At 64.6% G+C, this 25,643-nt stretch carries 22 protein-coding genes and 2 pseudogenes; 7 read left to right on the plus strand and 17 right to left on the minus strand.

The window, feature by feature from the left end; translation table 11 throughout:
• Positions 1-24: 24 nt before the first annotated feature.
• The 4 genes from ABE487_RS15180 to ABE487_RS15195 all read right to left on the minus strand — a co-directional run bounded on the left by ABE487_RS15180 (position 25) and on the right by ABE487_RS15195 (position 2,120).
• The gene (locus tag ABE487_RS15180) at positions 25-168 is read right to left on the minus strand and encodes a benenodin family lasso peptide (protein WP_337244683.1); all 144 of its coding nucleotides are present in this window, start codon (positions 166-168) and stop codon (positions 25-27) included.
• Between the two features lie 163 nt (positions 169-331).
• Positions 332-952 (minus strand): GntR family transcriptional regulator, encoded by a 621-nt coding sequence (locus tag ABE487_RS15185; protein ID WP_346452557.1) that lies wholly within the window; start codon positions 950-952, stop codon positions 332-334.
• Between the two features lie 152 nt (positions 953-1,104).
• Entirely contained in the window at positions 1,105-1,392 is a 288-nt protein-coding gene (locus tag ABE487_RS15190; protein WP_346452558.1) for a helix-turn-helix transcriptional regulator, read from the minus strand.
• 110 nt (positions 1,393-1,502) lie between these two features.
• Positions 1,503-2,120, minus strand: a complete 618-nt coding sequence (locus tag ABE487_RS15195; protein WP_346445500.1) for a GntR family transcriptional regulator — start codon at positions 2,118-2,120, stop codon at positions 1,503-1,505.
• 430 nt (positions 2,121-2,550) lie between these two features.
• Between ABE487_RS15195 and ABE487_RS15200 the strand changes: the two genes are divergently transcribed.
• Positions 2,551-2,709 carry a hypothetical protein gene (locus ABE487_RS15200; RefSeq protein ID WP_346452559.1) on the plus strand — a complete coding sequence of 53 codons (159 nt, stop codon included), beginning with the start codon at positions 2,551-2,553 and terminating at the stop codon, positions 2,707-2,709.
• Between the two features lie 65 nt (positions 2,710-2,774).
• Here the strand turns inward: ABE487_RS15200 and ABE487_RS15205 are convergent, their stop codons facing one another.
• Positions 2,775-2,942, minus strand: coding sequence for a hypothetical protein (locus tag ABE487_RS15205; protein WP_346452560.1), 168 nt, complete (start codon positions 2,940-2,942; stop codon positions 2,775-2,777).
• Positions 2,943-3,027: 85 nt separating this feature from the next.
• On the opposite strand from ABE487_RS15205, the pseudogene ABE487_RS15210 reads away from it, so the two are divergent.
• Positions 3,028-4,142 (plus strand): annotated as a pseudogene (locus tag ABE487_RS15210) (IS3 family transposase).
• 21 nt (positions 4,143-4,163) lie between these two features.
• On the opposite strand, the gene ABE487_RS15215 reads toward ABE487_RS15210, so the two are convergent.
• From ABE487_RS15215 to ABE487_RS15230, 4 genes are all read right to left on the minus strand, one after another.
• Positions 4,164-4,796: a TonB-dependent receptor plug domain-containing protein gene (locus ABE487_RS15215; protein ID WP_346452561.1), complete on the minus strand. Its 633-nt coding sequence runs from the start codon at positions 4,794-4,796 to the stop codon at positions 4,164-4,166.
• A gap of 43 nt (positions 4,797-4,839) precedes the next feature.
• On the minus strand, positions 4,840-6,264 hold the full coding sequence (locus ABE487_RS15220) for a PepSY domain-containing protein (protein ID WP_346452562.1): 1,425 nt from the start codon (positions 6,262-6,264) through the stop codon (positions 4,840-4,842).
• A 1-nt stretch (position 6,265) separates the two neighbouring features.
• Positions 6,266-8,305 carry a TonB-dependent receptor gene (locus tag ABE487_RS15225; RefSeq protein WP_346452563.1) on the minus strand — a complete coding sequence of 680 codons (2,040 nt, stop codon included), beginning with the start codon at positions 8,303-8,305 and terminating at the stop codon, positions 6,266-6,268.
• 124 nt (positions 8,306-8,429) lie between these two features.
• A complete protein-coding gene (locus ABE487_RS15230) occupies positions 8,430-8,897 on the minus strand; it encodes a DUF2946 family protein (protein ID WP_346448718.1) in 468 nt (155 codons plus the stop codon).
• Positions 8,898-9,165: 268 nt separating this feature from the next.
• Between ABE487_RS15230 and ABE487_RS15235 the strand changes: the two genes are divergently transcribed.
• Positions 9,166-9,324, plus strand: a complete 159-nt coding sequence (locus ABE487_RS15235) for a hypothetical protein (protein ID WP_346452559.1) — start codon at positions 9,166-9,168, stop codon at positions 9,322-9,324.
• Positions 9,325-9,389: 65 nt separating this feature from the next.
• On the opposite strand, the gene ABE487_RS15240 is transcribed toward ABE487_RS15235, so the two are convergent.
• Complete coding sequence (locus tag ABE487_RS15240) at positions 9,390-9,836, minus strand: hypothetical protein (RefSeq protein WP_346452564.1); 447 nt, start codon at positions 9,834-9,836, stop codon at positions 9,390-9,392.
• Positions 9,837-10,311: 475 nt separating this feature from the next.
• On the opposite strand from ABE487_RS15240, the gene ABE487_RS15245 reads away from it, so the two are divergent.
• Complete coding sequence (locus ABE487_RS15245; RefSeq protein ID WP_346452565.1) at positions 10,312-11,790, plus strand: SulP family inorganic anion transporter; 1,479 nt, start codon at positions 10,312-10,314, stop codon at positions 11,788-11,790.
• Positions 11,791-11,826: 36 nt separating this feature from the next.
• Here ABE487_RS15245 and ABE487_RS15250 read toward each other — a convergent pair whose 3' ends face one another.
• The 6 genes from ABE487_RS15250 to ABE487_RS15275 form a co-directional block, all read right to left on the minus strand.
• A complete protein-coding gene (locus ABE487_RS15250; RefSeq protein ID WP_346452566.1) occupies positions 11,827-13,863 on the minus strand; it encodes a TonB-dependent receptor in 2,037 nt (678 codons plus the stop codon).
• 215 nt (positions 13,864-14,078) lie between these two features.
• Entirely contained in the window at positions 14,079-16,220 is a 2,142-nt protein-coding gene (locus tag ABE487_RS15255; protein WP_346452567.1) for a TonB-dependent receptor, read from the minus strand.
• Positions 16,221-16,232: 12 nt separating this feature from the next.
• Positions 16,233-16,769 carry a copper chaperone PCu(A)C gene (locus ABE487_RS15260; RefSeq protein WP_346452568.1) on the minus strand — a complete coding sequence of 179 codons (537 nt, stop codon included), beginning with the start codon at positions 16,767-16,769 and terminating at the stop codon, positions 16,233-16,235.
• Positions 16,770-16,807: 38 nt separating this feature from the next.
• Positions 16,808-18,211 carry a PepSY domain-containing protein gene (locus ABE487_RS15265; protein ID WP_346452569.1) on the minus strand — a complete coding sequence of 468 codons (1,404 nt, stop codon included), beginning with the start codon at positions 18,209-18,211 and terminating at the stop codon, positions 16,808-16,810.
• Positions 18,212-18,219: 8 nt separating this feature from the next.
• Positions 18,220-20,451: a TonB-dependent siderophore receptor gene (locus ABE487_RS15270; protein ID WP_346452570.1), complete on the minus strand. Its 2,232-nt coding sequence runs from the start codon at positions 20,449-20,451 to the stop codon at positions 18,220-18,222.
• A 115-nt stretch (positions 20,452-20,566) separates the two neighbouring features.
• Positions 20,567-20,968 (minus strand): DUF2946 family protein, encoded by a 402-nt coding sequence (locus ABE487_RS15275; protein ID WP_346452572.1) that lies wholly within the window; start codon positions 20,966-20,968, stop codon positions 20,567-20,569.
• Positions 20,969-21,619: 651 nt separating this feature from the next.
• On the opposite strand from ABE487_RS15275, the gene ABE487_RS15280 reads away from it, so the two are divergent.
• Both ABE487_RS15280 and ABE487_RS15285 read left to right on the plus strand, forming a co-directional pair.
• Positions 21,620-22,087, plus strand: coding sequence for a hypothetical protein (locus ABE487_RS15280; RefSeq protein ID WP_346452573.1), 468 nt, complete (start codon positions 21,620-21,622; stop codon positions 22,085-22,087).
• Between the two features lie 85 nt (positions 22,088-22,172).
• Positions 22,173-22,514 (plus strand): hypothetical protein, encoded by a 342-nt coding sequence (locus ABE487_RS15285; protein WP_346452575.1) that lies wholly within the window; start codon positions 22,173-22,175, stop codon positions 22,512-22,514.
• Between the two features lie 2,663 nt (positions 22,515-25,177).
• On the opposite strand, the gene ABE487_RS15290 is transcribed toward ABE487_RS15285, so the two are convergent.
• On the minus strand, positions 25,178-25,354 hold the full coding sequence (locus ABE487_RS15290; protein WP_346452578.1) for a hypothetical protein: 177 nt from the start codon (positions 25,352-25,354) through the stop codon (positions 25,178-25,180).
• A 24-nt stretch (positions 25,355-25,378) separates the two neighbouring features.
• Between ABE487_RS15290 and ABE487_RS15295 the strand changes: the two are divergent.
• Positions 25,379-25,637 (plus strand): annotated as a pseudogene (locus tag ABE487_RS15295) (transposase); the annotation flags it as partial.
• Positions 25,638-25,643: the final 6 nt, after the last annotated feature.

The raw sequence follows: 25,643 nt of genomic DNA on the forward strand, positions 1-25,643 counted from the left end.
CGCCTTTCGGCGCGCCCCGGCTGCTCACTCCTCGGAGATCCCCGGCGTGATGTTCAGCCCCATTACTTCGCCGGGGTTGAACGCGCCGCCCTGCGTCTCGACGCTCGCAACGCCGAGCTCGATCACGTCGTCCTGCACCTGGGTGCGGGTGTTGTCGGTGGTGCTCATGACTTGCTCCTTTGCGATGCCATGGACATCCATGGCAGCACCAAGCTAGGAGCCGAATGCGTTGATTCTCAAATGATTTCTGTTGATCACGTGGTGATCATTTCGGGTCTGTGACCGCGGTCGCGAATGCCGGCGTGTTGGACCGGTGCGATGCCGCAGTCAGTCAGTGCAAGGCCGCCAGCTTCTGGCGCAGATGCGAGACGATCTTCGGCGCCATCACCACGCGGCGACGGTGGTAATCGCGCAAGCCGGCCTTGAGCGACGTGAGATCGCGCGCCGCCCAGCAGGCGTACAGCGCGGCCAGTTCGTCGTGTGCGTCGTTCAGCAGCGCTTGCTTGGCGTGCCGCACCGGCGCGAGCTGGTCGTTTGCCTGCTTGAGCGGTGCGCGCCGCTCGTCGTTGTCGGTGAGGTCGGCGATCGCATCGAACAGCCGCCAGGTCGCGTTCGGTGTGTCCTGGGGGTCTGGCACGGCGGGCAGTGCCGTGAGCGTATGCGCCGCGTTGCCTCGGTCGATGACATCGCGCAGAAGACTGCCCAGCCAGCGGTAGCGTGCGCCCAGGTGGAACTGGTCAAGCATCGGCACGTAGAAGCCGCGGCCGGGATTCCAATCGATCAGGCCAGCCCCCGACAGCCCGTGTAACGCGTATTGAACAGGCATGGTGCTGGTCTGGAATGCGCGCGCCAGCGCGAGCATCTTGAGGTGCTCGCCAGGCAGGAAGCGGCCTTCCCGCAGGCCGCCTTGGATGCCGTCGCAAACAAGCACGTACTTGGGCGGTGTGTTCATCGCAGACCTCCGTTTCGACTTGAAAACTGCCTCCTGCGTGGAACAACTACCGCGACGCGCCGGGGCGATCTGTGACCGCGGTCGCGCAACACCCATTCCGTTGCGTTCGGTGCGCCGCGCTACGGCCGCATGCGCGGCCGCCCGGCCTCGCCTTACGACAGCCTGCGGCTCTGCCCTGTGCCGGATGGCGGCGGCGCGGTCATCGCGTTCTCAAAGCGCCGGACGACGTGCGTCAGCGTCTGGTCGCAGGCCTGGCAGTAGGCATGCAGTTGCAGCAGGTCGAGCCGGCGCGTGCCGCGCTCGACGTCGCTGACGTAGGACTGCGGCCGTGCCAGCAGGCCGGCCAGTTGGGTCTGCGTGAGGCCGGCGGTGTTGCGCATCTCGATCAGCAGCGCCAGCAGGCGCTGGTACTCGGGCTTGTGGATCGACTTGCCTGACATTTCGATGTTCCGGTGGTACAGGTGCACACGGTATCTGAAAAACAGGTTGATCGCGACACGGTATGACGGCGGCTCGTCCTGGCCATGCTTGGATGACGCCGACGGCGCTGCTACCGCAGTGCACGCCGCGCCCGCAGGGTCTTCACGATCCGTGAGGCCAGTAACTTGCGGCGTTCGAAGTAGATGTGCATCTCGGCCTTGAGGCTTGCCAGGTCGCGCTGCTGCCAGAGGCGACACAGTTCGGCGAGGTCGGCCTCGGCGTTGGGCAGCAGGTCGATCTTGGCATGCCGGATGGGCGCCAGCCGATCGTTCGTCAGCCGGATCGCCGCGCGCATGTCCTTCAGGTCGATGGCCTCGGCGATGCTGTCGAACAGCGCCCAGGTCTGGGTGGCGATGTTCGTGCTGTCCGGCGCGGGCGCCGATGGGGCCGGCGCGGTGGGGCGCACGTGCATGTCGCAGGCCATCATCGTCAGCCGTTGCATCCACTCATAGCGCTGCCGTAGCTCCGACTCATCGAGCAGCGGTACGTGCATGCCTTCCCGTTGGTGGTCCTCGATCAGCCCTTCGCCCAGCAACCGCTGTAGCGCCGCACGGATCGGAACGCCGCTGACGCCGTATTCGTCCGCCAGTGCCGCCACGTCCAGGTGTTCGCCCGGTGCGTATCGGCCAGCGCGCAGTGCGCGCTTGAGCGTCCGATACGTGTAGATTCTCTTCGAATCCGCGTTCATCGCAGAAATCCCTTCGGCGTGAGGCGTTCAGGGATCCTACAACGATCTGGCGGGCGAGGCTGTTTTTGGGAAAAGGCGGGCACGCACGCATTGACGACGCGGTCTCATTTGGAGCGGCTGATCGCTGGGCGATCACCGCTCCAGCACGCGCGGGACGGTCGGCGCACCCAGTGCGCCGGGTGGGGCACGAGCTCGTCACGGAGAAGCGCCTTCCCAAGTGCATGCAGCTGCCGCGCACGCAGTGCAGGCATGCGCGCCGCCCCATGAACGCGCGCTTCACCGCTTGGCAGGTGCGACAAACTGTCGCGCGGAGGCGCGAGACGGGCCGCCTAAAATACGACCTTGCGATGCCATTGCGCCGCTGACGCGGCATGACGAGGTGCGAATCCGTACCTCACCTCAGGTGGCATCGAGGCCTGGACATCCTCCCATGTACGACTGGTTCCCCATCGTCTTCATCATCTTCAAGGTCGGCGTGCTCGGCGTCGGCATGTTCTACGCCATCAAGTGGCACCACGACCAGGCGAAGAAGGACGAGCAAGAGAAGAAGGGCGCGCTGGAGCGGCAGCGGGAGGCGGGTGAGGGGTAGGGCCGCTGTGCGCCGCCTGGGCGCGGCGGCGATCGCGGCCGCATCTGAGATGGCGATTGGCCTGATCACAGGTATCGGGCCGGCTGCGGCAGCACGAGAAAGAATGGGCCTTCGCACAGCGCCCTGTCCTCGGCGGACACGGTTCGTGCTGCCGGCTCAGCGTCAAGCAGTGCGCCCCCGATCTCGACCGGGCGTCCGTCGGTCAGAACCGATTCGTCGTTCGCATTGAGCACGCTCAGTCGTCCGTCAACCGTACGGGTTCACCCCCGTTATCCCGGACACTTGCGAGAAGGCCGATCGAGGCCGTGAGGAGTGTTCATGTCGAAGCGAAGGAAGTTCAGTGCGGAGTTCAAGCGTGGTGCGGTTGAGCAAGCCAGCCGGGCGTCAGTTGCGCGCAGGTGGCGCGGGAACTGGGGATCGGTGACAACCTGCTGACCCGCTGGAAGCGGGAAGCCCAAAGCCAGGGCAAGGTGGCCTTTGGCGGCACCGGAACGCCGCGTGAGGAGGAACTGGCGCAGCTCAAGCGCGAACTGACCCGGGTGAAGAAGGAACGGGATTTTTTGCGAGAAGCGGCGACGTTCTTTGCCAAGGGATCATCCTGAGGTATCAGGTGATCGAACGTTGCCGCGACGAATTTCCGATTCGGCTGATGTGCCGCTGTCTGAAGGTATCGGCCAGCGGCTACTACGATTGGAGCAAGCGCTTGCCCAGCAGCCGTGAGCTCGACAACCAGCGCCTGCTCGGGCGGATCCGTGAACTGCACGAGGACAGCCGGGGCACCCTAGGGGCCGGTCGCATGCATGAAGACTTGGCCGATGAAGGCGAGTCAGCCAGCCTGAACCGGGTGGCCCGGTTGATGGCGGTCGATGGGTCGATGGTCTGCAGGCTTTTGGCCACGGCCGAAGCGTCGCGGTCAACGCGCTCAGCAGACACTGACGCCGCCAGGCGTACGCAACCTGCTGGAACGCGACTTCACCGCACTGGAGCCGGAGACCAAGTGGGTAACGGACATCACCGAGCTCAGGACCGGCGAAGGCAAGCTCTACCTGTGCATCGTGCTGGACCTGTTCGACCAGCGGGTCGTGGGCTGGTCGATGCACCACCGGCAGGGTCGGCAGATGGTCATTCGGGCGGTGCAGATGGCGGTTTGGCAGCGCCAGGGTAGCGCCCTAGCGATCCTGCATTCGGACAGGGGCAGTCAATTCCGAAGCCGCGACTACCAGAACTATCTGAGGGACAACCGGTTGATCTGCTCGATGAGCGCCGTCGGCCACTGCGGCGACAACGCCGCCTGCGAAGGCTTCTTCGGCGTGCTCAAGCGCGAACGGATCTACCGCACAACGTACCCGACACTCGATGCAGCAAGGGCCGATGTGTTCGAATACATCGAGCGGCGCCACAACCCAAGGATGCGGCGAAGGACTGTCAGGTAGGATTCGAAGTTTTCCACCCTTTCACAACTGTCCATGGTTTCGGGGTAAAACCCCAGGTGGAGAAGCTGCCCCCCGCACGGCGATGGTGCCGCTTGACGCTGTCGGATCGGGGCGCTTGCTCTCGATGTTGATGACGCCGCCCAGCGGCGTGCCCAGGCCGCCGCCGTAGAGCGTTGCGCTTGGCCCCTTGAGCACACTGATCGTAGAAATCCCCACTAGGCCGGGCGGGTCATAGGCTTGCTGGTTGCCTGCAAACAGCGGCAGGCCATCGAGGTAGACCTCGGCCGGAAAGCCGCGAACGATCGGCGGAATGAACAGGGTTTCGTCCGAGCGAGTGGGTGTGATACCGGAGACGTTGACCAGCGCATCGCCGAGCGTCCGCCGGTCCTGTTCGCACAGCAGGGTACTGGTGATGATCTGCACCGATTGCGGCACTTCGGTGAGTGGCGTTTCGGTGCGGGTGGCCGCAGAGGTGGCAGATGCGGCGTAGCCGCCGCGCTTGGTGGTGACCTTCACGGGGGCCAGCGTCCAACTGGGCACCTCATCCGGCGTAGACGGTGCCTGATGCGCGGCGTCGCTTTGGGCGTAGGCCACAGGTGTCATGCAGGCCAGCGCCAGTGCGATGGTGCTGCTGCTCAGGGTCTTGTGGGTCATGGCAAGTTTCCAGATTCGATGAGAGTGAGGAAAGCCGTGCGCATCAGGCGGCTGGCGGTGAACGCCAGCCCCGAGTGGCGAGGGCATCGAGAAGTCCCACCAGCAGCAGGGATGCCCCCACCAGTGGAAAGAGCAGGCCGCCGACGCACAGCAATGCGAACACGCCGGCAACACTGTGGCCCTGTCGCGGCAGTGGAGGTACACCCAGGCCGCCCAATGGACGACGCTTCCACCACATGGCTGCACCGCTGACGCACAGCAATACGATCGCCATGCAGGCAATCAAGAGGAGCAGACGGTTGGCCGTGCCGTACTCCTGCCCGAGGTGCACGTTGATGCCCCATTCCAGCGCCCGCCCCAGCGGCCCGTAGTCGGCGTAGCGCATGTCAAGCAGGACCTCTCCGCTGTACTGATCCAGATGCACGACGCGCTGCTGGTCCAGTACTTCGGGATAGACCGAAGCGCTGTAGACCCCGAGGGCGCCGCGCGGCAGGCTGACGCTGTAGCCGGGCGCCAGGCCCAGACGTTCAAATGTCCGGATGGCGGCATCGATGCCGATGGCGCCCGGCTGCAGCGCCAACTCCCCCGGCCCGCTTCCGCCGTGTCCCTCGTGGCCATCATGCTCGGGCTGCGCCGTATGCCGGGCATGCGACGCACCCGAGGCCGGAAGGTGGGCCTGCTGCAGCGACCAGGTGGGGACGGTGGTGTCGGCCAGTCGCTGGCGCGACATCGGCACTTCCACGCGCACGCCAGCGGGGTAGCCATCGTTGTGGCCGTTTGCCCAGGCGTTGACCTGCTTGCCCCATACCAGTGACCACGGCATGCCGGTCAGCGCAAGGAACAGCAGCACCAGGCCCACCCATACGCCCGTCACCGCGTGCAGATCCCGCCAAAAGAGGCGTTGGCCGGGTTGCCCGCGGACGGTGGTCACGCCTCCCTTCTGCCCGCGCGGCCACCACAGGTAGACGCCGGTCAGCACGAGCAGGATGGCCCAGCCGGCCGCGATTTCGATCAGTGCGCTGGCGTAGCTGCCCAGCAGATCCAAGCTGTGCAGCCGCCGGACCACACCGGAGAACGTCCCCTTCTCAGGTAGATGGCCCAGCACATGCGATCTCGCTGGATCCACGTAGTACACGTGTCGGTGTCCATCTGCATCGATGACGCCGATTTCCACACTGCTGTCGGCACGCTCCGGTGTGCTGTAGCGAAAGACCTCGCCTTGGGTCACCGCGCGCACGGCGGTGATGTGGGCACTGGGCAGCGCCCTGCTCACGCTGTCCACCTCCACTACTTTCAATCCATGGTGAATCCAGCGGTCGATCGGCTTCTGATAGAGGTAGACCGCGCCGGTCAGTGCCAGCCATGCGATGAAGGGCAAGACGAGCAGCCCAGCGTAGAAATGCCACCGCCACACCGCGCGATAGAAGCGCAGGCGATCCGCATTGGCCGGTGTGGCAGTGGCCGTCATCTCAGAGCTCCCGTGTCCAGGTCAGGTAGAGCGCGCGGCCATCGCCGGGCGAATAGCCCGATGAGCCGCTGTCGTACCAGGCGTAGAGATAGGCGCGATCGGTGGCGTTCTTCAGTTGCAGCGTCAGTTGGCTGCGCGTGTCGAAGCGGTAAGCGGCGCTCAGGTTGAGCAGTGCATAACCGCCATAGCGCCCCAACGTGTTGGTACGTTCCACGTAGTAGTCACTTTGGCCGTTGCCCCAGGCGCTGAAGGTCCAGTCGTCGGTTGGACTGAACTCCATGCCTGCGCTGACCAGCCAGTTCGGCACATTCTCGATCTGCCGCCCCGCCGTGGCTGGCGCGCTCGGATCGGGCACTTCGATGGTGGCCTTTTGCCGTGAGTACGAAGCCCAGGTGCGCCAGTGCACGGTAGGTTGCCAGTTGGCCTGTAGATCCCAGCCACGGCGCCGCGTCTGGCCGACGTTGCTGACTTCATTGCTGCCGACCGACCCGTTCACACCCAGGATGGTCGCCACTTCGTCCGATGCGGTCTGTTCCCAGATCGCGATGCGAGTCTGCAGATGCGCAGCCGGGGCCCACTTCAGTCCGGCCTCCCAGCCTTCATTGATGGAAGGCGCCAGGTTGCCTGTCTGTGTGCGATAGGCGGCATTGCCGCTGCCGATCTGAAACGTGCGCCCCCAGTTGGCATAGCCCACCACCGCCGCGCTGATGGCATACGAGGCACTGAACTTGGGTTGCTTGATCAGCCCGTAGTCGTAGACCGGCGCCGTGGTGTCGGCCACCACATTGGTGAAATCACCGTAGATGCGGTCCACGCGGTAGGCCGGCACCAGTTTCAGACGGTCGATCGGGCGGATCACGGCCTGCACGTATGCCCCGCGGGTTTCGAGGTCGAAGTCCCAGTCGCGCAGCGTGGCTTGCCGTTGCCGCCGCACGGTGCGAAAGCGCTGGGCGATGTTGTGCTGCCACTGCCCGTCTACGCCGACGTCCATCACCAACTCGGCAAGGCGGGTGTTTGGGCGCCAGGTGGCTTTGAAGATCAGGCCGCGATGGGTTTCATCGTTGAGTCGTTCTTGCTGCGCGCCACCCTCGGTGAAGGTGACCCAGCGCTGGTTGCGGTAATCGTTCTGGTAGGCCTTGGCGGCCCAGGTCCACTCCGCACCGATGCGACCGTCGAAGTGCAGGGCGGTCTGCAGGGTTTCGCGTTCGCTGCGGTCATCCTTGGCATAATCGGGGGACTGCTTAGGATCTGACCTGATTTCCGGATAGCTCAGGTAACCAGCCTCCAGCGCCGCGTTCTTGTAATAGCGAGTCGTCAAACCGCCGCGCCAGGCGTCGTCGGTGGCCGTGTAGAACCATTTGCCCGCGAAGCTGCGCTGGGTCGAATCGGCATGATCGCGCTCTCCGTCCGACTGGCGCCAACCAACGAAGTAGTTCTGCGTCCAGGGGCCATACTCGAAGCCCTTGGCCAGTTGCACATCCTGCGTGCCGAAGCTGCCCGCGGTCAGGCTGAGCTGGCCGTCATTCCCACCTTCGCGGGTGAAGACGTTGACGTCGCCGGCAATGGCATGCAAGCCATAACGCGCATCGTTGGTGCCCCGCACGATCTCCACGGCGGTGATGTCCAGGGGCCACACCGCATCCAGGTATGGCATTCCGCCCGCGTTGTCGTTGCTGGGGATGCCATCGATCAGAAGTTTGACGGCATTGATGCGGCCCTCGCCGTTGAACCCGCGGAACGAGAATCGTCCAGCATCGGTACCCATCTTGAATTGGGTCACCTGCACGCCGGGCGCGTTCATCAACAGTTCCCAGCTGTGCTCAACACGCTGGGACTGCAGCAGGTCTCCGCCGATGACGTCGACCGAACTGAATATCGAGTGGGCAGTGCGCTCTCGAGAGCCCTCGGTCGTCACTTGGATGGTGCCGAGGGTGAGTGCGGTGCCTTCTTGCGCGTACGCGCCGGTTGGCAGGCAGGAAAGGAAGCCAAGCGCAGTGGCCAGGCTGAGGAACAGCGAGGTGTGGGTCGGTTTCTGGGTCATGGTCACGGCAAGCAGCCCCCCGGCATACGTCGGGGGGGGAATTTGAAGAACGTCGGCACGCCCGCGCAGTCACGCGTGGGCATGGGGCGATATCAGGAGGCAATCCGCGCTGTGGCGCGGAGCATCAGGCGCGCAGTGGCGGCCCCCGGGCTCCAAGGTGCCCGACTGTGGGGCCGGCGACCCCATGCAACGACCAGACGCGCGCGTAGCGTGGTGGGCGCCAGCCGATCAATGCGATCAGCACCGCCACCAGCAGAACGACCAACCGCGCTGCGATCAGACAGTACTCGCAGCAGTCCACGCCCATGTCATGGTCGGCATGGCCGTCCTTGCCGGTCGGACTGATGTCGTCGTGTGGGCCATGAGCGGCGGGAGTTTCGACCGTCGCATGATGAGGGCGGTCGCCCGTTGTCCTCAACGCAAGCGCGTTGTCACTGTCGTGAAGATGATGACTGCTGCTTCGGCCGGCCTGCATTACAGCGTTGTGCTCGACGAGGTGCGCCTGTTGGCCATGCGTCGCGCCCCCGCAGTGCGCGATCCATCGACTTACAAATGGAGCGACGACAATGAGCAGCATGGCGATGATCGCCATTATGGTGAAGCTGCGGTGAAAGGGCACAGGGCGCACCGGCGGCATTGTAGGGCAAGGCGGCCTGGCGGCCCCAGTGCGACCTTGTGTCGCACTGGCTACTCATGAAGGCGCGCCTCACCGCCTGGCAGGTGCGACAAACTGTCGCGCAGAGGCGCGAGACGGGCGACCTAAAATACGACCTTGCGATGCCATTCCCCCGCCCACGCGGCATGACGAGGTGCGAATCCGTACCTCACCTCAGGTGGCATCGAGACCTGGACATCCTCCCATGTACGACTGGTTCCCCATCGTCTTCATCATCTTCAAGGTCGGCGTGCTCGGCGTCGGCATGTTCTACGCCATCAAGTGGCACCACGACCAGGCGAAGAAGGACGAGCAAGAGAAGAAGGGCGCGCTGGAGCGGCAGCGGGAGGCGGGTGAGGGGTAGGGCCGCTGTGCGCCGCCTGGGCGCGGCGGCGATCGCGGCCGCATCTGAGATGGCGATTGGCCTGATCACAGGTATCGGGCCGGCTGCGGCAGCACGAGAAAGAATGGGCCTTCGCACAGCGCCCTGTCCTCGGCGGACACGGTTCGTGCTGCCGGCTCAGCGTCAAGCAGTGCGCCCCCGATCTCGACCGGGCGTCCGTCGGTCAGAACCGATTCGCCGTTCGCATTGAGCACGCTCAGTCGTCCGTCAACCGTACCCATACGGTGGTCGTGCGGATAGACGAGCACGACAGTGCCCCGATCTGTGGATTCCAGGCTCAGGCATTCTCGCTCCACGGTGACCGTGCCGCGAAGGGGCGCGAAGCCATAGGTAATGGGTTCCTTCGAAGCGGGCGTACGCGCGAGCCGCACGTCTGCTGGGGCAATCGAAGACTCGACGTGACAGCCGGACATCATGACGACCGCGCATAGCGCGATCGTCATCGATCCGCTGCAGGGCGTTTTGCGGCTCATGGTGTGACCAGAATGTAATGCCCGGTTGCCGGGTACACCCGGTCGGCGGCCATGTAGATCACTTGGTACTCATTGCCGACCTGTCTCCCACTGACCTCCTCCCTGTAATTTGGACCAGCCAGAAGTAGAAAATTCGCCTTGGGTCGAGGGGTGAAACGTGCGGCTGCGCGCCGCATCTTATTTTCGCTAGGGCCTCAGTGTAACGAGATGTCGAGCACGCGGTTGGCGGCGCGGGGCTGGGGAGGGGTGGCAGCGCCGAATTCAGTGCTGACGCTTGCTGCGCACAACCGCCAGGTTGTGCTTGTGAACGTCCCCGCCATAGAATGCGCGCGCCCTCGCGCTTTCATGCACCGAATGACGCCGCCCTGACCCTTCGACGAGCTTTGCATTGCAGCCGCCAGTCGGCTGATGGGTCTTGCGCCAATCTCTCTATTGTTTGCGTGCCGCCATCGAGCGGGTGCGCGCGGAGTCATTCATGTCTGTTTCCTATCCGCTGCGCGCGCAGTGGTTCGGCAATGTCCGCGGGGACGTGCTGTCGGGTCTTCTGGTTGCCCTTGCGTTGATCCCTGAGGCGATCGCGTTCTCCATCATTGCCGGCGTCGATCCGAAGGTCGGCCTGTATGCCTCGTTCTGCATCGCCGTCGTCACGGCGATCGCCGGGGGACGGCCCGGCATGATCTCGGCCGCCACCGGGGCCATGGCCTTGGTCATGGTGGACCTGGTCAAGGACCACGGCCTGCAGTATCTGTTTGCGGCCACGATCCTGGCGGGCTTGCTGCAACTCATTGCAGCGGCCCTTCGGCTCAACACGCTGATGCGCTTCGTCTCGCGATCGGTGGTGATCGGCTTCGTGAATGCACTGGCGATCCTGATTTTTCTGGCGCAGTTGCCGGAGCTCATCGGCATGCCATGGGCCGTGTTTGCGGTCTGCGCTGCGGGCCTGTGCATCATCTATCTACTCCCGAGGGCCACGCGCGCTGTGCCATCGCCGTTGGTCGCTATCGTGGTGCTGACGCTTGTGTGCGTCTGGCTGGGTGTCGATATCCGCACTGTCGGCGACATGGGGCAGTTGCCCGACAGTCTGCCCACGTTTTTCATTCCGGACATCCCGTGGTCGCTGGAGACACTGAGGATCTTGCTGCCGGTCTCCGCAACGTTGGCAGTCGTTGGCTTGCTGGAGTCGCTGATGACGGCGCAGATTGTCGAGGACATGACGGATACCCCGACCGATCGGCGTCGTGAGTGTGCCGGTCAGGGGATGGCAAACGTTGCGACGGGTTTCTTCGGTGGCATGGCGGGATGCGCGATGATCGGTCAGTCGGTCATCAACGTCAGCTCGGGCGGCCGTGGCCGCCTGTCTTGCCTCGTGGCTGGCGTGGTGCTGCTTCTGCTGGTCGTCTACGCGGCGCCCTGGGTGTCATTGATCCCGATGGCGGCTTTGGTCGCCGTCATGATCATGGTCAGCATCGGCACGTTCCATTGGAAGAGCTTTGCCGAGCTCAGGACGCACCCCAGGGGCGCCAATCTTGTGATGATCGGAACGGTCGTCGTCACCGTTGCGACGCACGATCTGGCAAAGGGCGTCCTGACCGGTGTGCTCTTGACCGCGCTCAATTTCTCGCGCCGTGTCAGCGCGATGCTGCGCGTCGAAGATGAGGCAGGCGCAGAAGGTGATCGTATCTACCGCGTCCATGGCCAGGTGTTCTTCGCCTCGGCCATCCAGTTCGTCAACAGCTTCGACTACCTCCATGCCGAGGGCCGGGTGACAATCGACCTGACGCACAGCCATTTCTGGGATCCAAGTGCGGTGGCCGCCCTCGACAGGGTCATCGTCAAGCTCAGAAGGCATGGCGCCGTCGTCGAGGTGGTCGGTCTCAACGAAGCCAGCGCATTTCTGGTCGACAGGCTGGGCAATCATCGCAAGCCGGCACCCACGCTGGATGCCGGCCACTAGCGCAGGGAGCGCGCGTCGCGAGGCGCGCAGTTTCCCCTACAACTTCACCGTCACCGAAACGAACGCACTCCGCCCCGCCGATGGCGAGAACATGGGCCGGGCCTCCTCCCAGAAGAAGCTGTCGTACCAGGCGTAGACGTACTCGCGACCGGTGACGTTGCGGAGCTGCATGTCCACGCTGGCGCGTGGGGTGAGCCGGAGCTTGGCGCTCAGGTCCAGCACTGCGAAGCCGCCGAACTTGTCGGTGAGGTTCCGCTCTTCGAGGTAGTAGTCGCCTTGCGCGCGGCCCTGCAGCCCGAACTGCAGGGCATCGGTGGCGCGATAGTCGAGGCCGAGGTTGCTGATTGTGCGGGGCGTCGCGGCGACTTCGTTGCCTTCGATCGACACGCCGGGCGCGCGGCCGTCGCGCTCGATCTTCGCCTCCTGGTAGGCGTGCGAGGCCCACAGCGTCCAGCGCTCGCCGATCTGCGCATCGAGCTGCAGGTCCACCCCGCGGCGGCGGGTCTTGCCCAGCACCACGGTGGTGCCGGTGGCGGGCATGTTGGAGACTTCGTTCTCGGCATCCTGCTGCCACACCGCCACGCGCCCGCGGGTGCCGGCGAATGGGCTGAAGCGCAGGCCAGCCTCCATCCCGGTGTTGGTGGAGGGGCGTATCGCCGCCTGTCCGGGCGTGAGGTAGGCCGGTGGCGTGCTGCCGGTGAGCACCTGGAAGGTGCGCCCCCAGTTGGCGTAGAGGTTGGTGTCGGCATCGAACCCGTAGACCACGCTGAGCTTGGGCTGGCCGATCGTGCCGTAGTCCTGCAACGGCGCCCGGACGCCGCCGGGCAGTTGGGTGGCGCCGTCGAAGCGGTCGACGCGATAAGCCGGCACGATCTTCAGCGACGTAGCCGGCTGCCAGATCGCCTGCACGTACGCGCCTGCGTTGTCGAAGCTGTGGCGGTCGTCGTTCTGGACGCGTGCGGGCGTGGCTTCGAAGTCGGTCGGCAGGCTGTAGGCGAAGCGTTCGCGCACGTAGCCGTTGTGCTGCTGCTCGTAGTTCGCGCCGGCTTCGAGGGTGAGGGCCGGGTGGGCGGCCCAGGTAAGCGTGGCGAGCAGGCCCGATTGCGCCTCGTCCCAGACGCGGCGCTGGCGCGGGGCGTTGCCGGTGGCCAGGTCGCTGAAGGTGACGCGGCGGTCGTCGTGGTAACGGTTGTGGTAGAGCTTGGTGCCCAGCACCAGCTGGTCGGTCAGGGCCAGGTCCATGTGCAGGCCGAACTGACGCATGGTGCGGTCGTCGCCGTCGTGGGCATTGCGTCGTGCCGAGCGCCGGCGGCCGGCCTGCAGTTCTTCGGCGGTCATGAAGCCGGGTTCGTCGGCCTGGTGGCGGTAGGCGCGTGCGGTCAGGCCGATGCGCATGCCGTCCTCGAGGCTGCCGTAGAACCATTTGCCGCCCAGCGTGTACTTGTCCGAGCGGTCGTGGTCGCGATAGCCGTCCGAGGCCTGGGCGCCGACGAAGTAGTTCTGCGAGACGTCGCCGTGTTCGCGGCCCACGGCCAGTTGTGCCTGGCGGGTGGCGAAGCTGCCGTAGGTCAGCCGGGCATCGGTGTAGGTGCCGCCCTGGCGCGTGCCGAAGTTGATGTTGCCGCCGATGTTGTGCAGGCCGTAGCGCGGGTCGTTGGTGCCGCGCACGACTTCGATGTAGTCGATCTCCAGCGGAAACAGCATGTCGATGAAGCGCTGGTTGCCGCTGTTGACGTTGCTCGGGATGCCGTCGATCAGGGTCTTGATGGCATTGAGATAGCCCTCCCCGTTGAAGGCGCGGAAGCTGACCTTGCCCGACTCGGCGCCCTGGCGGGTCTCGGTGAGCTGGATGCCCGGCATCTGGCCGAGCAGTTCCCAGCTCTGCGCCACGGTCTGCTCTTCGATGCGTTCGGCACCGAGCACGTCGACCGACGTCAGCACTTCGTGTGCGGTCAGCTGCCCGCGGGTCTGGTGGACGTGCAGGGTGCCCATCGTGGTGTCGACCGATTGGGCGTGGGCGGCGCCGCTCGACAGGGCGGCGATCAGGGTGAGGCGTGGGAGGGTGACGGGCATGGGACTCGTTGCAGGCGGGGAGGCAGCGCCGGTGCGGGGCCGGAGTGGGGTCGCCAATTTATCATGTAATAACATTACAAAATAGACGCGCCGCGGTGTGCGGTGACCGCCCCGGCGTTGCGCTGGGCCGAGGCGTTGATCTGCCGATGGCGGCAACGAACGGATCGGGGCCGCAGCGCCCGATCCGTGTTGCGAGCCCTTGCGAGCGGGCCGATTCAGAACCGCCAGCGAACCCCCATGTAGGCCGATCGCGGCTCGCCCGCCTGTAACAAGGCGTCGCCCGGATCTGCGCGATCGCGAACGGTCAATTGCCCGACGTAGGCTTCGTCGGTGAGGTTGCGCAGTTCGGCGAATGCCGACCAGCGCTCGCGTTCGATGCCCGCACGCAGGCCGAGCAATTGGTAGGCACCCACCCGATAGTGGTTGCTGAAGTCGGCGTAGCGCGCGCCGATGAGGTCGAACGTCGGGCCGGCGTGGAAGCCACTGTCATGGCGGTACATCAGTTCGCCGCGGACGACATAGCGGGGCGCGGCCGGCAGCGTGTTGTCGCCGTAGCGTGGGTCGTCATCGAACGAGAACGCGTTGTAGGCGGCGCTGATGCGTGGCTCGATGTGGTGGTGGTCGCCAGCGGCAAAGCGCGCGGCGATCAGCGCCTCGAGGCCGGCGTGCGCGGTGCGATCGATGTTGGACGACAGGCTGGTGCCGGGGGCGCGGGGGTCGTCGATCGAGAGGATCGCATCGCGGATGCGCGCGTAGTACATCGAGACGTCCCAGTGCCACTGCGCTGCGCTGCTCGACGACGTCGTTCGGCCACGCAGGCCCAACTCGGCGACGGTGCCGTGCATGGCGTCGAGCGTGCTGCCATCGCCGCGGACATCGTCCTCCAGTTCGAAGGTGGTGGGTGCTTCGTAGAGGCGGCCCAGGCTGGCATAGGCCTCGCCGAGCCCATCGAGGTGGCGAATGAGGCCGAGCCTGGGGTTGAAGGCGGTGTAGTCGGCGCGTGGGTTGCGCACGATCCCGTTTGCCAGGTCGGTGTTGCGCACGTCCCGCCGGGTGAACACGCCCTGGCCCCCGTAGACCAGCGTCCAGTCGTCGGCAAGCCGCCAGCGGTCGACCAGGAAGACCTCGACGCTGTCAGAGCGGTTGTCCACGGCTGTCGACATGCCATTGCGGCGTCCGCCGTCGTTGCGGTAGAGGCCGCCGGTTTCATTGGTCGTCGCCAGGTTCACGCCGGCGAGCAGGTCGTGATTGCCCAAGTGGACGTTGTAGCGCGCCATGCCGGCGACGGTGCGCTGATCGGTGTTCTTGAGCAGGCTGAAGACCTCGATCGGCGGTAGTGGGCCAGGGCCGTCGAAGTCCACCATGACCTTGTCCACGATCGGGTGGTAGAGGTGCTGGTCGTCGTAGGAGAGGCCGAATGTCAGATGCTGTCGGTCGTCGATTCGCCAATCGCCTTTCACGGCCAGCCGGCCAGTGCGCACGTTGAGTTGATAGTGTCCGGTGACGGCAGCGGCTTCTGCCTGGTAGGGATCGTCGGCGAACTGCGCTCGGGTCAGCGGGCCGGCGAGCGCTTCATCGCTGTCGCTATAGGTCGCGAACGCCCGCAGTTCGAAGTCGTCGCGCGGTTGCCACCCGGCGTTGGCATAGACGCCCGTGCGGTCCTGGCGGCTGTGCGCGCGATAGCCGCGGCGGGTCTTGTCGTCGAGGGTCAGCTGTGCATCGAAATCGCCGGAGACGCCCCCCAGGGTCAGCCTGCCGTAGCGCAGCCCATGGCTGCCCGTGGTCAGCATCAGTTGGTGACCGGGGCTGTTGCGGGCAGTGGGCGAGGTGAAGTCGATGGCGCCGCCCAGATTGCTTGCGCCGTAGGTCAGGGCGTTGGCGCCACGTGCGACCACCACCTGTCGCGCCGACATCGGGTCGAGCGCCCGGTTGTGGTTGTTACCGTCGGCGGTGGTCACAGGCAAGCCGTCCTGGAACAACTTGATGCCGTTGCCGTCGTAGTGGGTCGCGTCCAGGTTCGATCCCCGGCTGGAGAAGTAGACGGCATCGCCGCCTGTGGTGCTTTCGGTCCAGATGCCAGGGACGAAGCGCAACGCGTCGGCCATGTGATTGACGGCTCGGTCGTGGAAGTCGTCGCCGTCGAGTACGGTGACGCCTCCGGGCGTAAGCGACCGTTCGGTCTCCAGGCTGTTACGAACGCCACGGACCTCGAGCGCGTCCAGTGTCGTGGCCGGCTGCGGGGGATCGCCGGATGTCGCAGTGGCGGATTGTGCAGTGGCATCGCAGATGCCGATCAGCGATGCCGCGATGGCGAGGGTCAGCGGGATCTGCCGCGGTCGGTGTGTCGGGTTGAACATGTCGGCTCCGCGTCAGTGACCGGTATGCGTGTCGGGGGTGTGCGGGGGCGGCGCGTCGCCATGGGCGTGGTCGCCTGCCGACTCGCCTCCCAGGCTGTGCACCGGATAGGGAATGGTCTTGGCGCCGCCATGTTCGAAGACGAGCGTGATCGGGATCTCGCTCGCCTGCGCAAGCTCCGGCTTGGGCGACATGAGCATGAGATGCAGGCCGCCGGGCGCAAGCGCGACGTCCGAGTTTGGCGGTAGCGCGATGCCGTCGGGAAGATGGCGCATCTGCATCATCCCGTTCGCCATCCGCATGGTGTGGATCTCGATGTCGTCGGCAAACCGCGTGTGCGCCGAGACCAGATGGTCGGCCGCGTCACTGTCGTTGTGGATGGTCATGTAACCCGCGGCGACGGGCGCGCCGGGCGGAGGTTGCTTGACCCATGCGTCGTGGATCGTCAGGTGATTGGCGCCCGGCGGCGGGACAGGCGTGCGGTCCGCGCATGCGGCGAGGACGAGCGATCCCAAGGCGGTGGCCAGTGCGGTGGCGCGAAAGGACGTCATAACGGGTCTCCTGGGTGGCGGGGTAGGTGAGGGGCGGTTCATCGCAGCCAGCGCAAGGCCGTGACGCGTGGGCGCAGCCAGCGGTCGAAGGCGAGCACCACGAGCAGTGAGGCGGCGAGCAGCGGCAGCGCGATGGCCGAGATCAGCAGCAGTGCGAGCAGGGCGCGGGTCGGGATGCGTGCGCTTGCGCCCGGTGCGCCGATGCGGCCGGGCGGGCGCCGGCGCCACCACATCGTGGTGCCGGTCGCGACCAGCACGACGACGCCGACGCAGGTTGCGAGCATCACCAGTTGGTTGAGGCGCCCAAAGTAGTTGCCCATGTGCAGCTGCACGCCCAGTTCGATGGCCTGGGCGACGACGCCGTAGTCGTCGAAGCCGGTACTGACCAGGAGCGTGCCTTCGCGGTCGAAGTGGTAAGTGACCTGCCCTTGCGGCCGTCCGGGATAGGTGTAGGCCATCAACGCGCCGCGCGCCTCGCTGGGCAGGAACACGCGCAACTCGTCGTCGGTGCGGGCGGCGCGGATGTGGGCGATCGCGCGTTCCAGGCCGACTGTCGTCCAGTGCCTCGCGCCGGGTTGCGGTGCAGGAGGGGCATGGCCGTGGTGGGCCGATGTCGTGTCGGCGGCCGGCATCGGTGCGTGCTGCAGTGTCCACGGCACGTCGTTGAAGGCGTCGCCGACCTGCGGCGCCTGCGGCGCGGCATAGCGCCGGTAGACCGCCGGGTAGCCTTCCCCAACGAGCTCGGCGCCGCCGCGAATCCAGCCGCTCCAGAACACCGCCCAGGGCAGGCCGGTCGCGACCAGGAACAACACCAGCAGCGCGACCCAGAGCCCCGTCGCGCGATGGATGGATTTCCAGAGCATGCGTCCGCGGCTGCCAAGCTTCGGCAGCCCGGCACGCCACCAGCGCTCGTCCTGCGCACGCGGCCAGCCCAGGTACAGGCCACTGACGATCAGCAACACCGTCCAGCAGGCGGCGAGCTCCATTACGTAGCGGCCAAAGGTGCCGAGCATCAGCGACCCGTGCAGCCGCTCGGCGATGCCGACCAGCGTGCGCGCGGGTGCGAGGACGCCGAGCACGCTGCCATCGCCGGGGTCGACATAGGCGATGCGGCTTGCGCCGTCGGCCAGCTGCAGATGCACCTGCGAAGCGCGGCGGTGATCGGCCGGCAGATCGATGCGTGTGGGCGTGGCGTCGGGCGTGTTGGCCTGGGCGGCGTCGATCATCTCGCCCAGCGGCACGCGCGCGGTCCAGGGCGCAGAGGTGAAGCGTAGTTGTGGGTAGAGCGCGTCGTTGAGTTCGTCGTTGAACAGGTAGATCGCGCCGGTGACCGCGAGCACCAGCAGGAACGGCGCCACGAACAGGCCGGCATAGAGGTGCCAGCGCCAGAACAGGCGATAGCGGTCGTTAGCGGCGCGCGGGGTGGGGGTGGAGTTGTCCATGGGCGTGCTCAGAACCGTGTGTGCAGGGTCATCTCGACGCTGCGCGGTGCGCCGAGGTAGACATGGGTGGCCGGGTAGCCGGAGTACTCGCCGTACAGGGCGTCGCCGACGTTGCGCATCCGCAGCGCAAGCGACACGCGGGGCCAGTCGTAGCCGGCCCAGGCATCGAAGGTCGTGCGGCCGCGCACGTAGTAGGTGTTCGCGTTGTCGGTGTAGAAGCCGCCGACGTGGCGGCCGCTGGCGCCGAGCGAAACCGGCACGGCTGGGAAGCGATACGTGGCTGCGAGCGAGGCGGTGCCATTGGGCACGTTGCTGGGGCGCTTGCCACGGCGATCGGCGCCGCCGGCCTCGATCAGTTCGTCGAAGCGCGCGCGGCCCCACGTGGCCGAGGCCTCCAGCCGCAGGCCGCGCGTGGCCTGCAGGTCGGCTGCCAGCTCCAGGCCCTGCGAGGATTGGCGACCGCCCTGCACGCTGATCATCGGGTTGGCCGGATCGCGGGTCAGGATGCCGTCGCGCTCGATGCGGTACGCGGCCGCAGTCAGCGACAGGCGGCTCTCCCAGGCCTCGGCCTTCAGCCCGACTTCGGCTGCGCGTGCGTCGGTCAGGTCGAAGCGGCCCGACGCGGTCTGCAACGTGAGCATGCTCGAGACCGGGCTGGCCGCAGTGGAGACCTGGCCGTACAACTGCAGGTGGTCGCGCAGGTCGAACACGCTGCCCAGGCGCCACGACAGCGGTGTGTAGCGCGGCGCGAACGTCGTCCGGGCGCCTTTGATGCGGTCGTCGATGCTGCGGTCGAGGTCGATCCGCTCGTAGCGCACCCCGCCGACCAGCAGCCAGCGCGGCGTGAGGTTGACGGCGTCTTCCACGAACAGTGCACGCGTGCGCAGCCCGGTCCGGAAGACCTGGTCGCTGGTATAGGCGCCTGAGTCGGCGCTGGGAAATGTGCCCAGTGCGGGGGCGTTCGGCGTGACCGGTGTGGTGGCGCCACTCTGGCGTGGATTGACGAAGTCGGTGTCGTTGATCTCTACACCGATGGTGAAGCGGTTGCGCCGCCCCGCAAGCGGGCCGTCGTAGGCCAGGGCCAGCCGCTCATTCCAGAAGCGGTGATCGTGGAAGACACGCTGCACGCCGCGGGCGTAGAGGCCGGTGCTGCGGTCGTAACGCCAGTCGTCGGAGTAGACGAAGTCGCGATTGGCGCGGTAATGCGCCAGGTCGTTGCGCAATTGCCACGTCGGCGACAGCGCGAGTGTGGTGTTCCAGCGCAGCAGGTCGCTGCTGGCGCCGCTGTAGGCGCCGATCGGGTTGTAGTTGGTGTGGCGGGTGGCGCGGTCGATCACCAGGCCATCGGCGCTGCGCACGACGCGCGATGGCGCGATCGCGTCCTCGATGGCAATCATCGGCGCGCCCTGATACGTACCGGTGCTCTTGTCCTGCGCGTGTTGCCAGGACAGCAGCATCGACAGCGTCTCTTGTGGCGTCCAAGCCGCACTTGCCGACAACGTGGACGTCTCGACCGCGTTGCGCTCGATGTCGTAGAGACTGTCGGCGCGCAGGCCACTGGCGTCGAGCCGAACCGCGAGCGTGTCGGAGACCGGCTGGTTGAGGCCCAGGCCGGCACGGCGCGTGCCGAAGCTGCCGAGGCCGAGCATGCCGTCGACCGCGGCGCCATCGGTGCTGGGCCGGCGCGTGACCAGGTTGATTGCGCCGCCCATCGCGCCTTCGCCGTACAGCACCGAGGCCGGGCCGCGCAGGACCTCCACGCGGTCCAGCGACCAGGTGTCGACATCGCGGGTGACGAAGGTCGACGCGCCCAGGCGCACACCGTCGTGCAGTACAGAAACGGTGTTGCCGCTGAAGCCACGGAGGGTCACAACCGCGGGATTGCCGGGCACGTTGCCGACCATTGCGCCCTGGGCCAGCGCGAAGGCCTCGCGGGTGGTGCGCGCGCCCCTGCGGGCGATCTCTTCGCGGTCGATCACCTGCAGCGAGGCCGGCGTCTCGCGCTGGGTCAGGCCCAGGCGGCTGCCGGTCTGTTGCGGCGCATCGAGCGTGCGCAGGCGTTCGCCGCGTACCTGCAAGGCGTCGAGTGTGGTGGGCGAGCGATCGGACTGGGCACGGGCTTGGGCGAGCGCGGGCGGCGACAGCGCCAGCGCCGTCAGCACGGCGAGCGGCGCATACGATCGAAAGACGCACGGCGCGTCGGGGGCCGACAGTGGCCCGAACGGGGTGGAACGAAGCATGGGCAGGATCCGGTGTTGCGTGCGGCGCGGCATGACCACGCGCGCGCGCACGACGCCGCGCAATGCGCGGTCGTCGCAACGAAGGAGGCGACCCCTCAGGTCGCGGCGGCTTGGATCAGGCCGCCAGCGGTGGTCCGCGTGAGCCCAGGCCGCAGGGATGCCGTGCCAGAACGCGTCGCGTGCGCAGCGTGGGCAGGGGCGAGGCGATAGGCGGTGCCAGCGACCACGCCAGCCACAGCACCGCGATCAGCGTGGTCGCAAGCAGCGGGCAATAGGCGCAGTTCGGCATGTCGCCGTGGTCCATCGGCGCGGGCGGTGGCGTCTCGAGCAGCGCGAATGGGTCGACCATGCTGACGAGCTTGTCGCTGCCCGTCGTGCACAGCTCCATCAGGACCGTGCGCGGCGCCTCATGGAGCGTGGCGGCGAGTCGACCGACCGACGGCAGCAACGCGAGCAGCAGCGTGGCCGTCAGCGACAGCCATGCGAATGCGCGTTTGAAGCGGCGGCCCCCGGACATGGTGGAAGTCTACCGGGGTGCGTTCGGGGTTGAGAGGGGGGTGTGCGAGAAGCAGGTGCGACTGTTTGTCGCAGTGCTGGGCGCGTGTGAGCGCATCAACGCGCGGTGCACATGACCAATGATCCTTAGAGGTATCGGCTGCCCCACCATATGGTGTCGCGCGTCTGGTTGTCGTATCGTCGACGAAACGCACTGCGGTATGTCGGTTCACGACGGCGCCGGGCGACGAGGCGATGCTGTCTCATAATGCATTATCGCGTCCCGGGGGCTTCGCGGTGTGATCGGATGTTGTACGTGAGGGGCAGGAGAATCCTGGTCGGGCAGGTTGGTTGATCGGGGAATTGAGGGGCTCGATCTAAAGTTCATTGGACGCACCTCGGGCATCTATGGGGTGACAAGTAGCGCATGATGCAAAGGGTTTTTGGCTTCGTAAGCCTCTTGTTGTTCTCGTTTCTCTTCATTCGGGTTGCTCTGTAATTCATCAAAAAGGTGCTGGATCAATCCGAATTCATGGGCTCCGACATCATGGTGAGGGATTTGGATTGATGTTCGGTTTCGTTGCTGTCATGCAGCGGCTATCGCTCCGCGGTAGGAAGATGGATCATTGATCCGGGGCAGGATCGCGGAGTTCAAGGGGAACAGGGGGGGCGGATGTCGAAGGACAGCGATGCCTTTGCGCGGGCTTGGCAGTTGATGGAGGAAGGCCATGTCGAGCGGGCGTATGAGCACTTCTTGCAAGCGGCTCATGCCGGGGATTCTGACGCGAACTTGGCGATTGGATATCTCATTGAGTCTGGAGATTTTTCTTGGTTGGAGGAATCCAAGGCCGATGAGTTCTACACAATGGCAGCTGAGCAGAACAATGCGTATGCGCTGTTCAATCTCGGGCTGAACAGGCTCGATTCCGGAGATAAGACCGAGGCAGCCGAGCTGATGACCAGGTCGTATCGCGCTGGTGAGCCGGACGCTATGGTCTACTTGCTGGAGCTCTTCCAATTTCTGAAGGTAGAGTCTATTCAGAGATCGGAGCTTGAGGCGGCGCTGGGGATCGCGCTAAAGCGCGGGGACCTATCCGAGCTTCTCGAAAGCAGGGCAGTGGCTCTGCTGCGTCAGATCTAGGTCTCGTTGATTTCTTCGATACCGAAGTTGGCATGTGATAGCGAGTCAAGGAGGGCGAGTGGTTTCTGGACATCGAGGCCTAGTATTGATCGTGCTGCTATGGGCAGTGATGTCGTGCGCCAGTACCGCTCGTAGTGCTGATGGTGTTTCCGTCGCTAAGGCAGCTGCTGTTGCTTATGCGCGATTTGAGGCTGATCTCGAAAGGGAGTATTCAGAGCATCCGATCTCCGAAGACACGATCAAGCTTCTGGCGTTCTCCCGCAATCCAGGCAACTATGACCTGGGCGTCAGTCAGACGGATGAGCTGTATGTCGTCGTCTTCTTGTCGAGGCGTGTCCCGCCCTTCGAGAATGTCACTGGCGGCGGCGGGAAGTATTGGGTCAGAAAGAGTGATCTGTCTGTAGTCAGGTCAATTGGCTACAAGTGAACCTAGCTAGGAGTAGGGATAGTGCGCTGGCGTTACCCGTGCGGTGGCGCTATCCCGAGAGCCCTGCCGATGTGTGTACCAGACCTCAATCTTGCGGGTAGCGTTATGGAGAGAGTCGTCATCTTGTTCCTGGTCGGGCTCATGGCTGCCTATCTGTTCTCGTGTTCTTCGGTGTCCAAGCACAAATCGCGTGCATTTGGATTAGTAAGCTTGGGGGATGATCGTCATGCGGTTGTCCAAGCGCTAGGCGCCCCTGATGTGGCCGAGCCGCCGAGAAAGCTGTTCACTCGCTATGCGTCAAGGCCTTGCAGCGGCAGTTGCAAAGAGCGTCTATGGTTCGAGAACAGGCTCAGTCTTGGAATTGAAGCTTGGTCGGTCGAGCTTGGTGAGGATGGGAGGGTGGTCCACAAGGCCCATTGGCATTCGCCCTAGGCGCTGATGATCCTCTGGGCTCAAGGGGGGCGTTCGCGCACTCAGTGGAATGCGGGGTGTATCGGAATGATCAAGCACGTTGTTTGCATAGCTGGCGCTTTGTGGCAAACCTGCAGGCGTCGAGCGCTTCGATCGGATTCGGCGCGTCGAAGTTCGCTTTCGGCATCTTCATGTGCTTTTCGAACTGCCTCTACCATTCCGGCGTTGGCCATGGCCGTGTGCGGTCAAAGCCCGAGCTATGAACAATGTGTAGCAATCATCGAGAGGGAGGCCGAGTTCAGGGCGTCGCGTTTCGGATTGGAGGCGAACGACGAATATATCGAGTCATCAAGACGTAGAGGAATATCTCATTGCGTGGCTGGGCGCACCTATGATCGCGATGGCTATATTTGCATGAGAGATGCTCGGAATGATGATGAAGTAGAGCGGTGTATGGGGCGGACTCACGAAACCTCGAGATTATGGTGCGTCATAGGTCCTCAACGGTGGCTCTCATCTGGTGACTGATGATGCACGTACTCCGCATTCTGTTGATCGTCGCATCCGTTGGGCCTGTGATATGGGGGTGGGCGCGTGCTGCTGGCAATCCCCTGCTAGAGGAGATGGAGATGCTGGTCGGCCCTAACGCTCGAGCATGTGGCCTCGTCCCTCTGGGCGGTGCGACAGACGTATCCTGGGCGTGTGCTCAGGACGCGGAGGCGAGGGGTGCGCCCTATTGGATTGCGATCGAACGTGCTGGTGTGGATTCGGAGGTATGGGTCGCCGCGCTTCGCACACCCTCGGGTGGGCGTTACATTCTCAAATATGATTCAGATTATCTCGGAAGAGGTGAGCGCAGGCCAAGGTTTTTAAGGGAGCTGTGTGATGGGTATGTCGTTCTCGATATGCACCGCGACCAATTCCTCCAATTTTCAAGGAGTGATCAGGCGGCAGGTTGATAAGCTAGATAGCCTGAAGTAGTTGCATGGCTCAATTCGAAAGGGTGGTACTAGCGCTGGACTTGAAACTGGAGGGCGTGATTTGGGCAGGCAGGCGAAGTGGTGCTTCGGCGCATTCGGAATAGCGGTGGCTGTGGTTCTGCATCTGTTCTTGCCGAGCTGGGTGTCGATCTTCATGTTCTTGCTTGTCCTGGCTCTCTTCGCTCTGTGCTTCGTGGTCGGGATAATTTCTCGTTCTGGGTGCAGGAATGAGTCGTTAGGCAAAGCGGTCCGGGACTTCTTTTGGGGGCTGTGATCGTCCCTTCCGGCATCAGGCTGCCTGGAGCAGATGAGTTGGTGGAGCGCAATGGAAAATCAGTCGGACGACTTCGATCTCGTCGAGGGGCTGTACCTTGGGCAGATGGCAGCGCGGGCAGATGGCGGCATGTCGAGCTTGTCAGCATGTGAGCGCGCAGTTGTCATTGCTTGGTGGGCTAAGGGCGTGATAGACAACGGTGGGCTCTCATACCTGTACGAGTTTTCCGTTGACATAGATGATGTCGAAGCCGCGTTCCGGGAGGTTGGCGCGGCTGTTGCGGCGGAAGCGTGTGTTAAGTCCAAGTCGGAATTTCTGCGCCGCCAAGCGTTCAAGGAAGACTCGAACAGTGTTGCGGCACTTTGCGCGGAGAACGCCTCATGCGGGCATCTAACTTTTTTTTGGGGGCGGGCGGCATCGTGCGAAGGAGATTTGGTCATAGCCATCTCGCGTCGTGATTGGAGTACTTATGGATTGCATGATGCGCGCGCTTGCTGTTCTTGCGTGGCTTATAAGCCTGGTCCTTGTTGTCAGGCTCTTGCGGAGCGGTCGCAGTGCTGTCGAGAAGTTGATAGGCGGCTTGTTGCTTGTGGTCCCCATCCTTGGGCCACTTCTGTACCAGTTTTTCATTGAGCCGCCGCCGCCCCAACACCCCAGTCTGCGTGCGGGTGGCGCTAGAGGGGATTACACGCATCGATGGATTATGCTCAGGCCGGTTATGGAGCGAGGCTTGGCGCGTAGCGCAGAAGTCCGTGAAAATGAGGGTGCGGCCGAAGAGAACGTGTCGACACAAGCTCGGGATCGAGGCGCGTGATCGCTGTTGCTCTGAGTTCTTATTGGCGTGCGCCTCGTGACGCTGGTTGAGTTGCCCGTCAAGCTATTTGCAAGAGATGTACGTAGGCCGTTCGCGGGAGGAGACGAACTGCTGGCGCGTGAGTTGATCTTCTGACGAGAGAAGAAGCCCCGCCACAGGCGGAGCCTCCGCTACGCACGTAGCCCTACGGCTCCAACACCCAATCGTTATGCCCCGGGTGATAGGTCGGGTGCTCCTTCATGTAGGCCTTCACTTCATCCATGGCATCGGCTTCGCGCTTGAAGTCCGCCTTGCGCTTGTCGGGGTCGAGGAAGGTGACGCCCCCCCCCGCAATTGAGTAGCAGGCTACTTTGGAGTCCAATCCCCAACGCGAAGGAGATTGGACGTGAAGAAGCGTTTCAGCGAAGAGCAGATTGATCGGCTTCCTGCGTGAGGCCGAGGCCGGTCTACCGGTCAAGGAACTGTGCCGCCGGCATGGCTTCAGCGAGGCGTCGTACTACCTGTGGCGCAGCAAGTTCGGCGGCATGAACGTGTCCGAGGCCAAGCGCCTGAAGGAACTGGAGACCGAGAACGCGCGGTTGAAGAAGCTGCTGGCCGAGCAGGTCCTCGAGAACGAAGTGATCAAGGACGTGCTGCGAAAAAAATGGTGA

It is taken from the genome of Luteimonas sp. TWI596, assembly GCF_039674105.1.
Classification (GTDB): Bacteria; Pseudomonadota; Gammaproteobacteria; order Xanthomonadales; family Xanthomonadaceae; genus Luteimonas.

What these genes read in the sequence shown, in the direction of transcription:
- ABE487_RS15180 (WP_337244683.1), bottom strand. Translation starts at nt 168, where the DNA reads ATGAGCACCACCGACAACACCCGCACCCAGGTGCAGGACGACGTGATC.
- ABE487_RS15185 (WP_346452557.1), bottom strand. Translation starts at nt 952, where the DNA reads ATGAACACACCGCCCAAGTACGTGCTTGTTTGCGACGGCATCCAAGGC.
- ABE487_RS15190 (WP_346452558.1), bottom strand. Translation starts at nt 1,392, where the DNA reads ATGTCAGGCAAGTCGATCCACAAGCCCGAGTACCAGCGCCTGCTGGCG.
- ABE487_RS15195 (WP_346445500.1), bottom strand. Translation starts at nt 2,120, where the DNA reads ATGAACGCGGATTCGAAGAGAATCTACACGTATCGGACGCTCAAGCGC.
- ABE487_RS15200 (WP_346452559.1), top strand. Translation starts at nt 2,551, where the DNA reads ATGTACGACTGGTTCCCCATCGTCTTCATCATCTTCAAGGTCGGCGTG.
- ABE487_RS15215 (WP_346452561.1), bottom strand. Translation starts at nt 4,796, where the DNA reads ATGACCCACAAGACCCTGAGCAGCAGCACCATCGCACTGGCGCTGGCC.
- ABE487_RS15220 (WP_346452562.1), bottom strand. Translation starts at nt 6,264, where the DNA reads ATGACGGCCACTGCCACACCGGCCAATGCGGATCGCCTGCGCTTCTAT.
- ABE487_RS15225 (WP_346452563.1), bottom strand. Translation starts at nt 8,305, where the DNA reads ATGACCCAGAAACCGACCCACACCTCGCTGTTCCTCAGCCTGGCCACT.
- ABE487_RS15230 (WP_346448718.1), bottom strand. Translation starts at nt 8,897, where the DNA reads ATGGCGATCATCGCCATGCTGCTCATTGTCGTCGCTCCATTTGTAAGT.
- ABE487_RS15235 (WP_346452559.1), top strand. Translation starts at nt 9,166, where the DNA reads ATGTACGACTGGTTCCCCATCGTCTTCATCATCTTCAAGGTCGGCGTG.
- ABE487_RS15240 (WP_346452564.1), bottom strand. Translation starts at nt 9,836, where the DNA reads ATGAGCCGCAAAACGCCCTGCAGCGGATCGATGACGATCGCGCTATGC.
- ABE487_RS15245 (WP_346452565.1), top strand. Translation starts at nt 10,312, where the DNA reads ATGTCTGTTTCCTATCCGCTGCGCGCGCAGTGGTTCGGCAATGTCCGC.
- ABE487_RS15250 (WP_346452566.1), bottom strand. Translation starts at nt 13,863, where the DNA reads ATGCCCGTCACCCTCCCACGCCTCACCCTGATCGCCGCCCTGTCGAGC.
- ABE487_RS15255 (WP_346452567.1), bottom strand. Translation starts at nt 16,220, where the DNA reads ATGTTCAACCCGACACACCGACCGCGGCAGATCCCGCTGACCCTCGCC.
- ABE487_RS15260 (WP_346452568.1), bottom strand. Translation starts at nt 16,769, where the DNA reads ATGACGTCCTTTCGCGCCACCGCACTGGCCACCGCCTTGGGATCGCTC.
- ABE487_RS15265 (WP_346452569.1), bottom strand. Translation starts at nt 18,211, where the DNA reads ATGGACAACTCCACCCCCACCCCGCGCGCCGCTAACGACCGCTATCGC.
- ABE487_RS15270 (WP_346452570.1), bottom strand. Translation starts at nt 20,451, where the DNA reads ATGCTTCGTTCCACCCCGTTCGGGCCACTGTCGGCCCCCGACGCGCCG.
- ABE487_RS15275 (WP_346452572.1), bottom strand. Translation starts at nt 20,968, where the DNA reads ATGTCCGGGGGCCGCCGCTTCAAACGCGCATTCGCATGGCTGTCGCTG.
- ABE487_RS15280 (WP_346452573.1), top strand. Translation starts at nt 21,620, where the DNA reads ATGTCGAAGGACAGCGATGCCTTTGCGCGGGCTTGGCAGTTGATGGAG.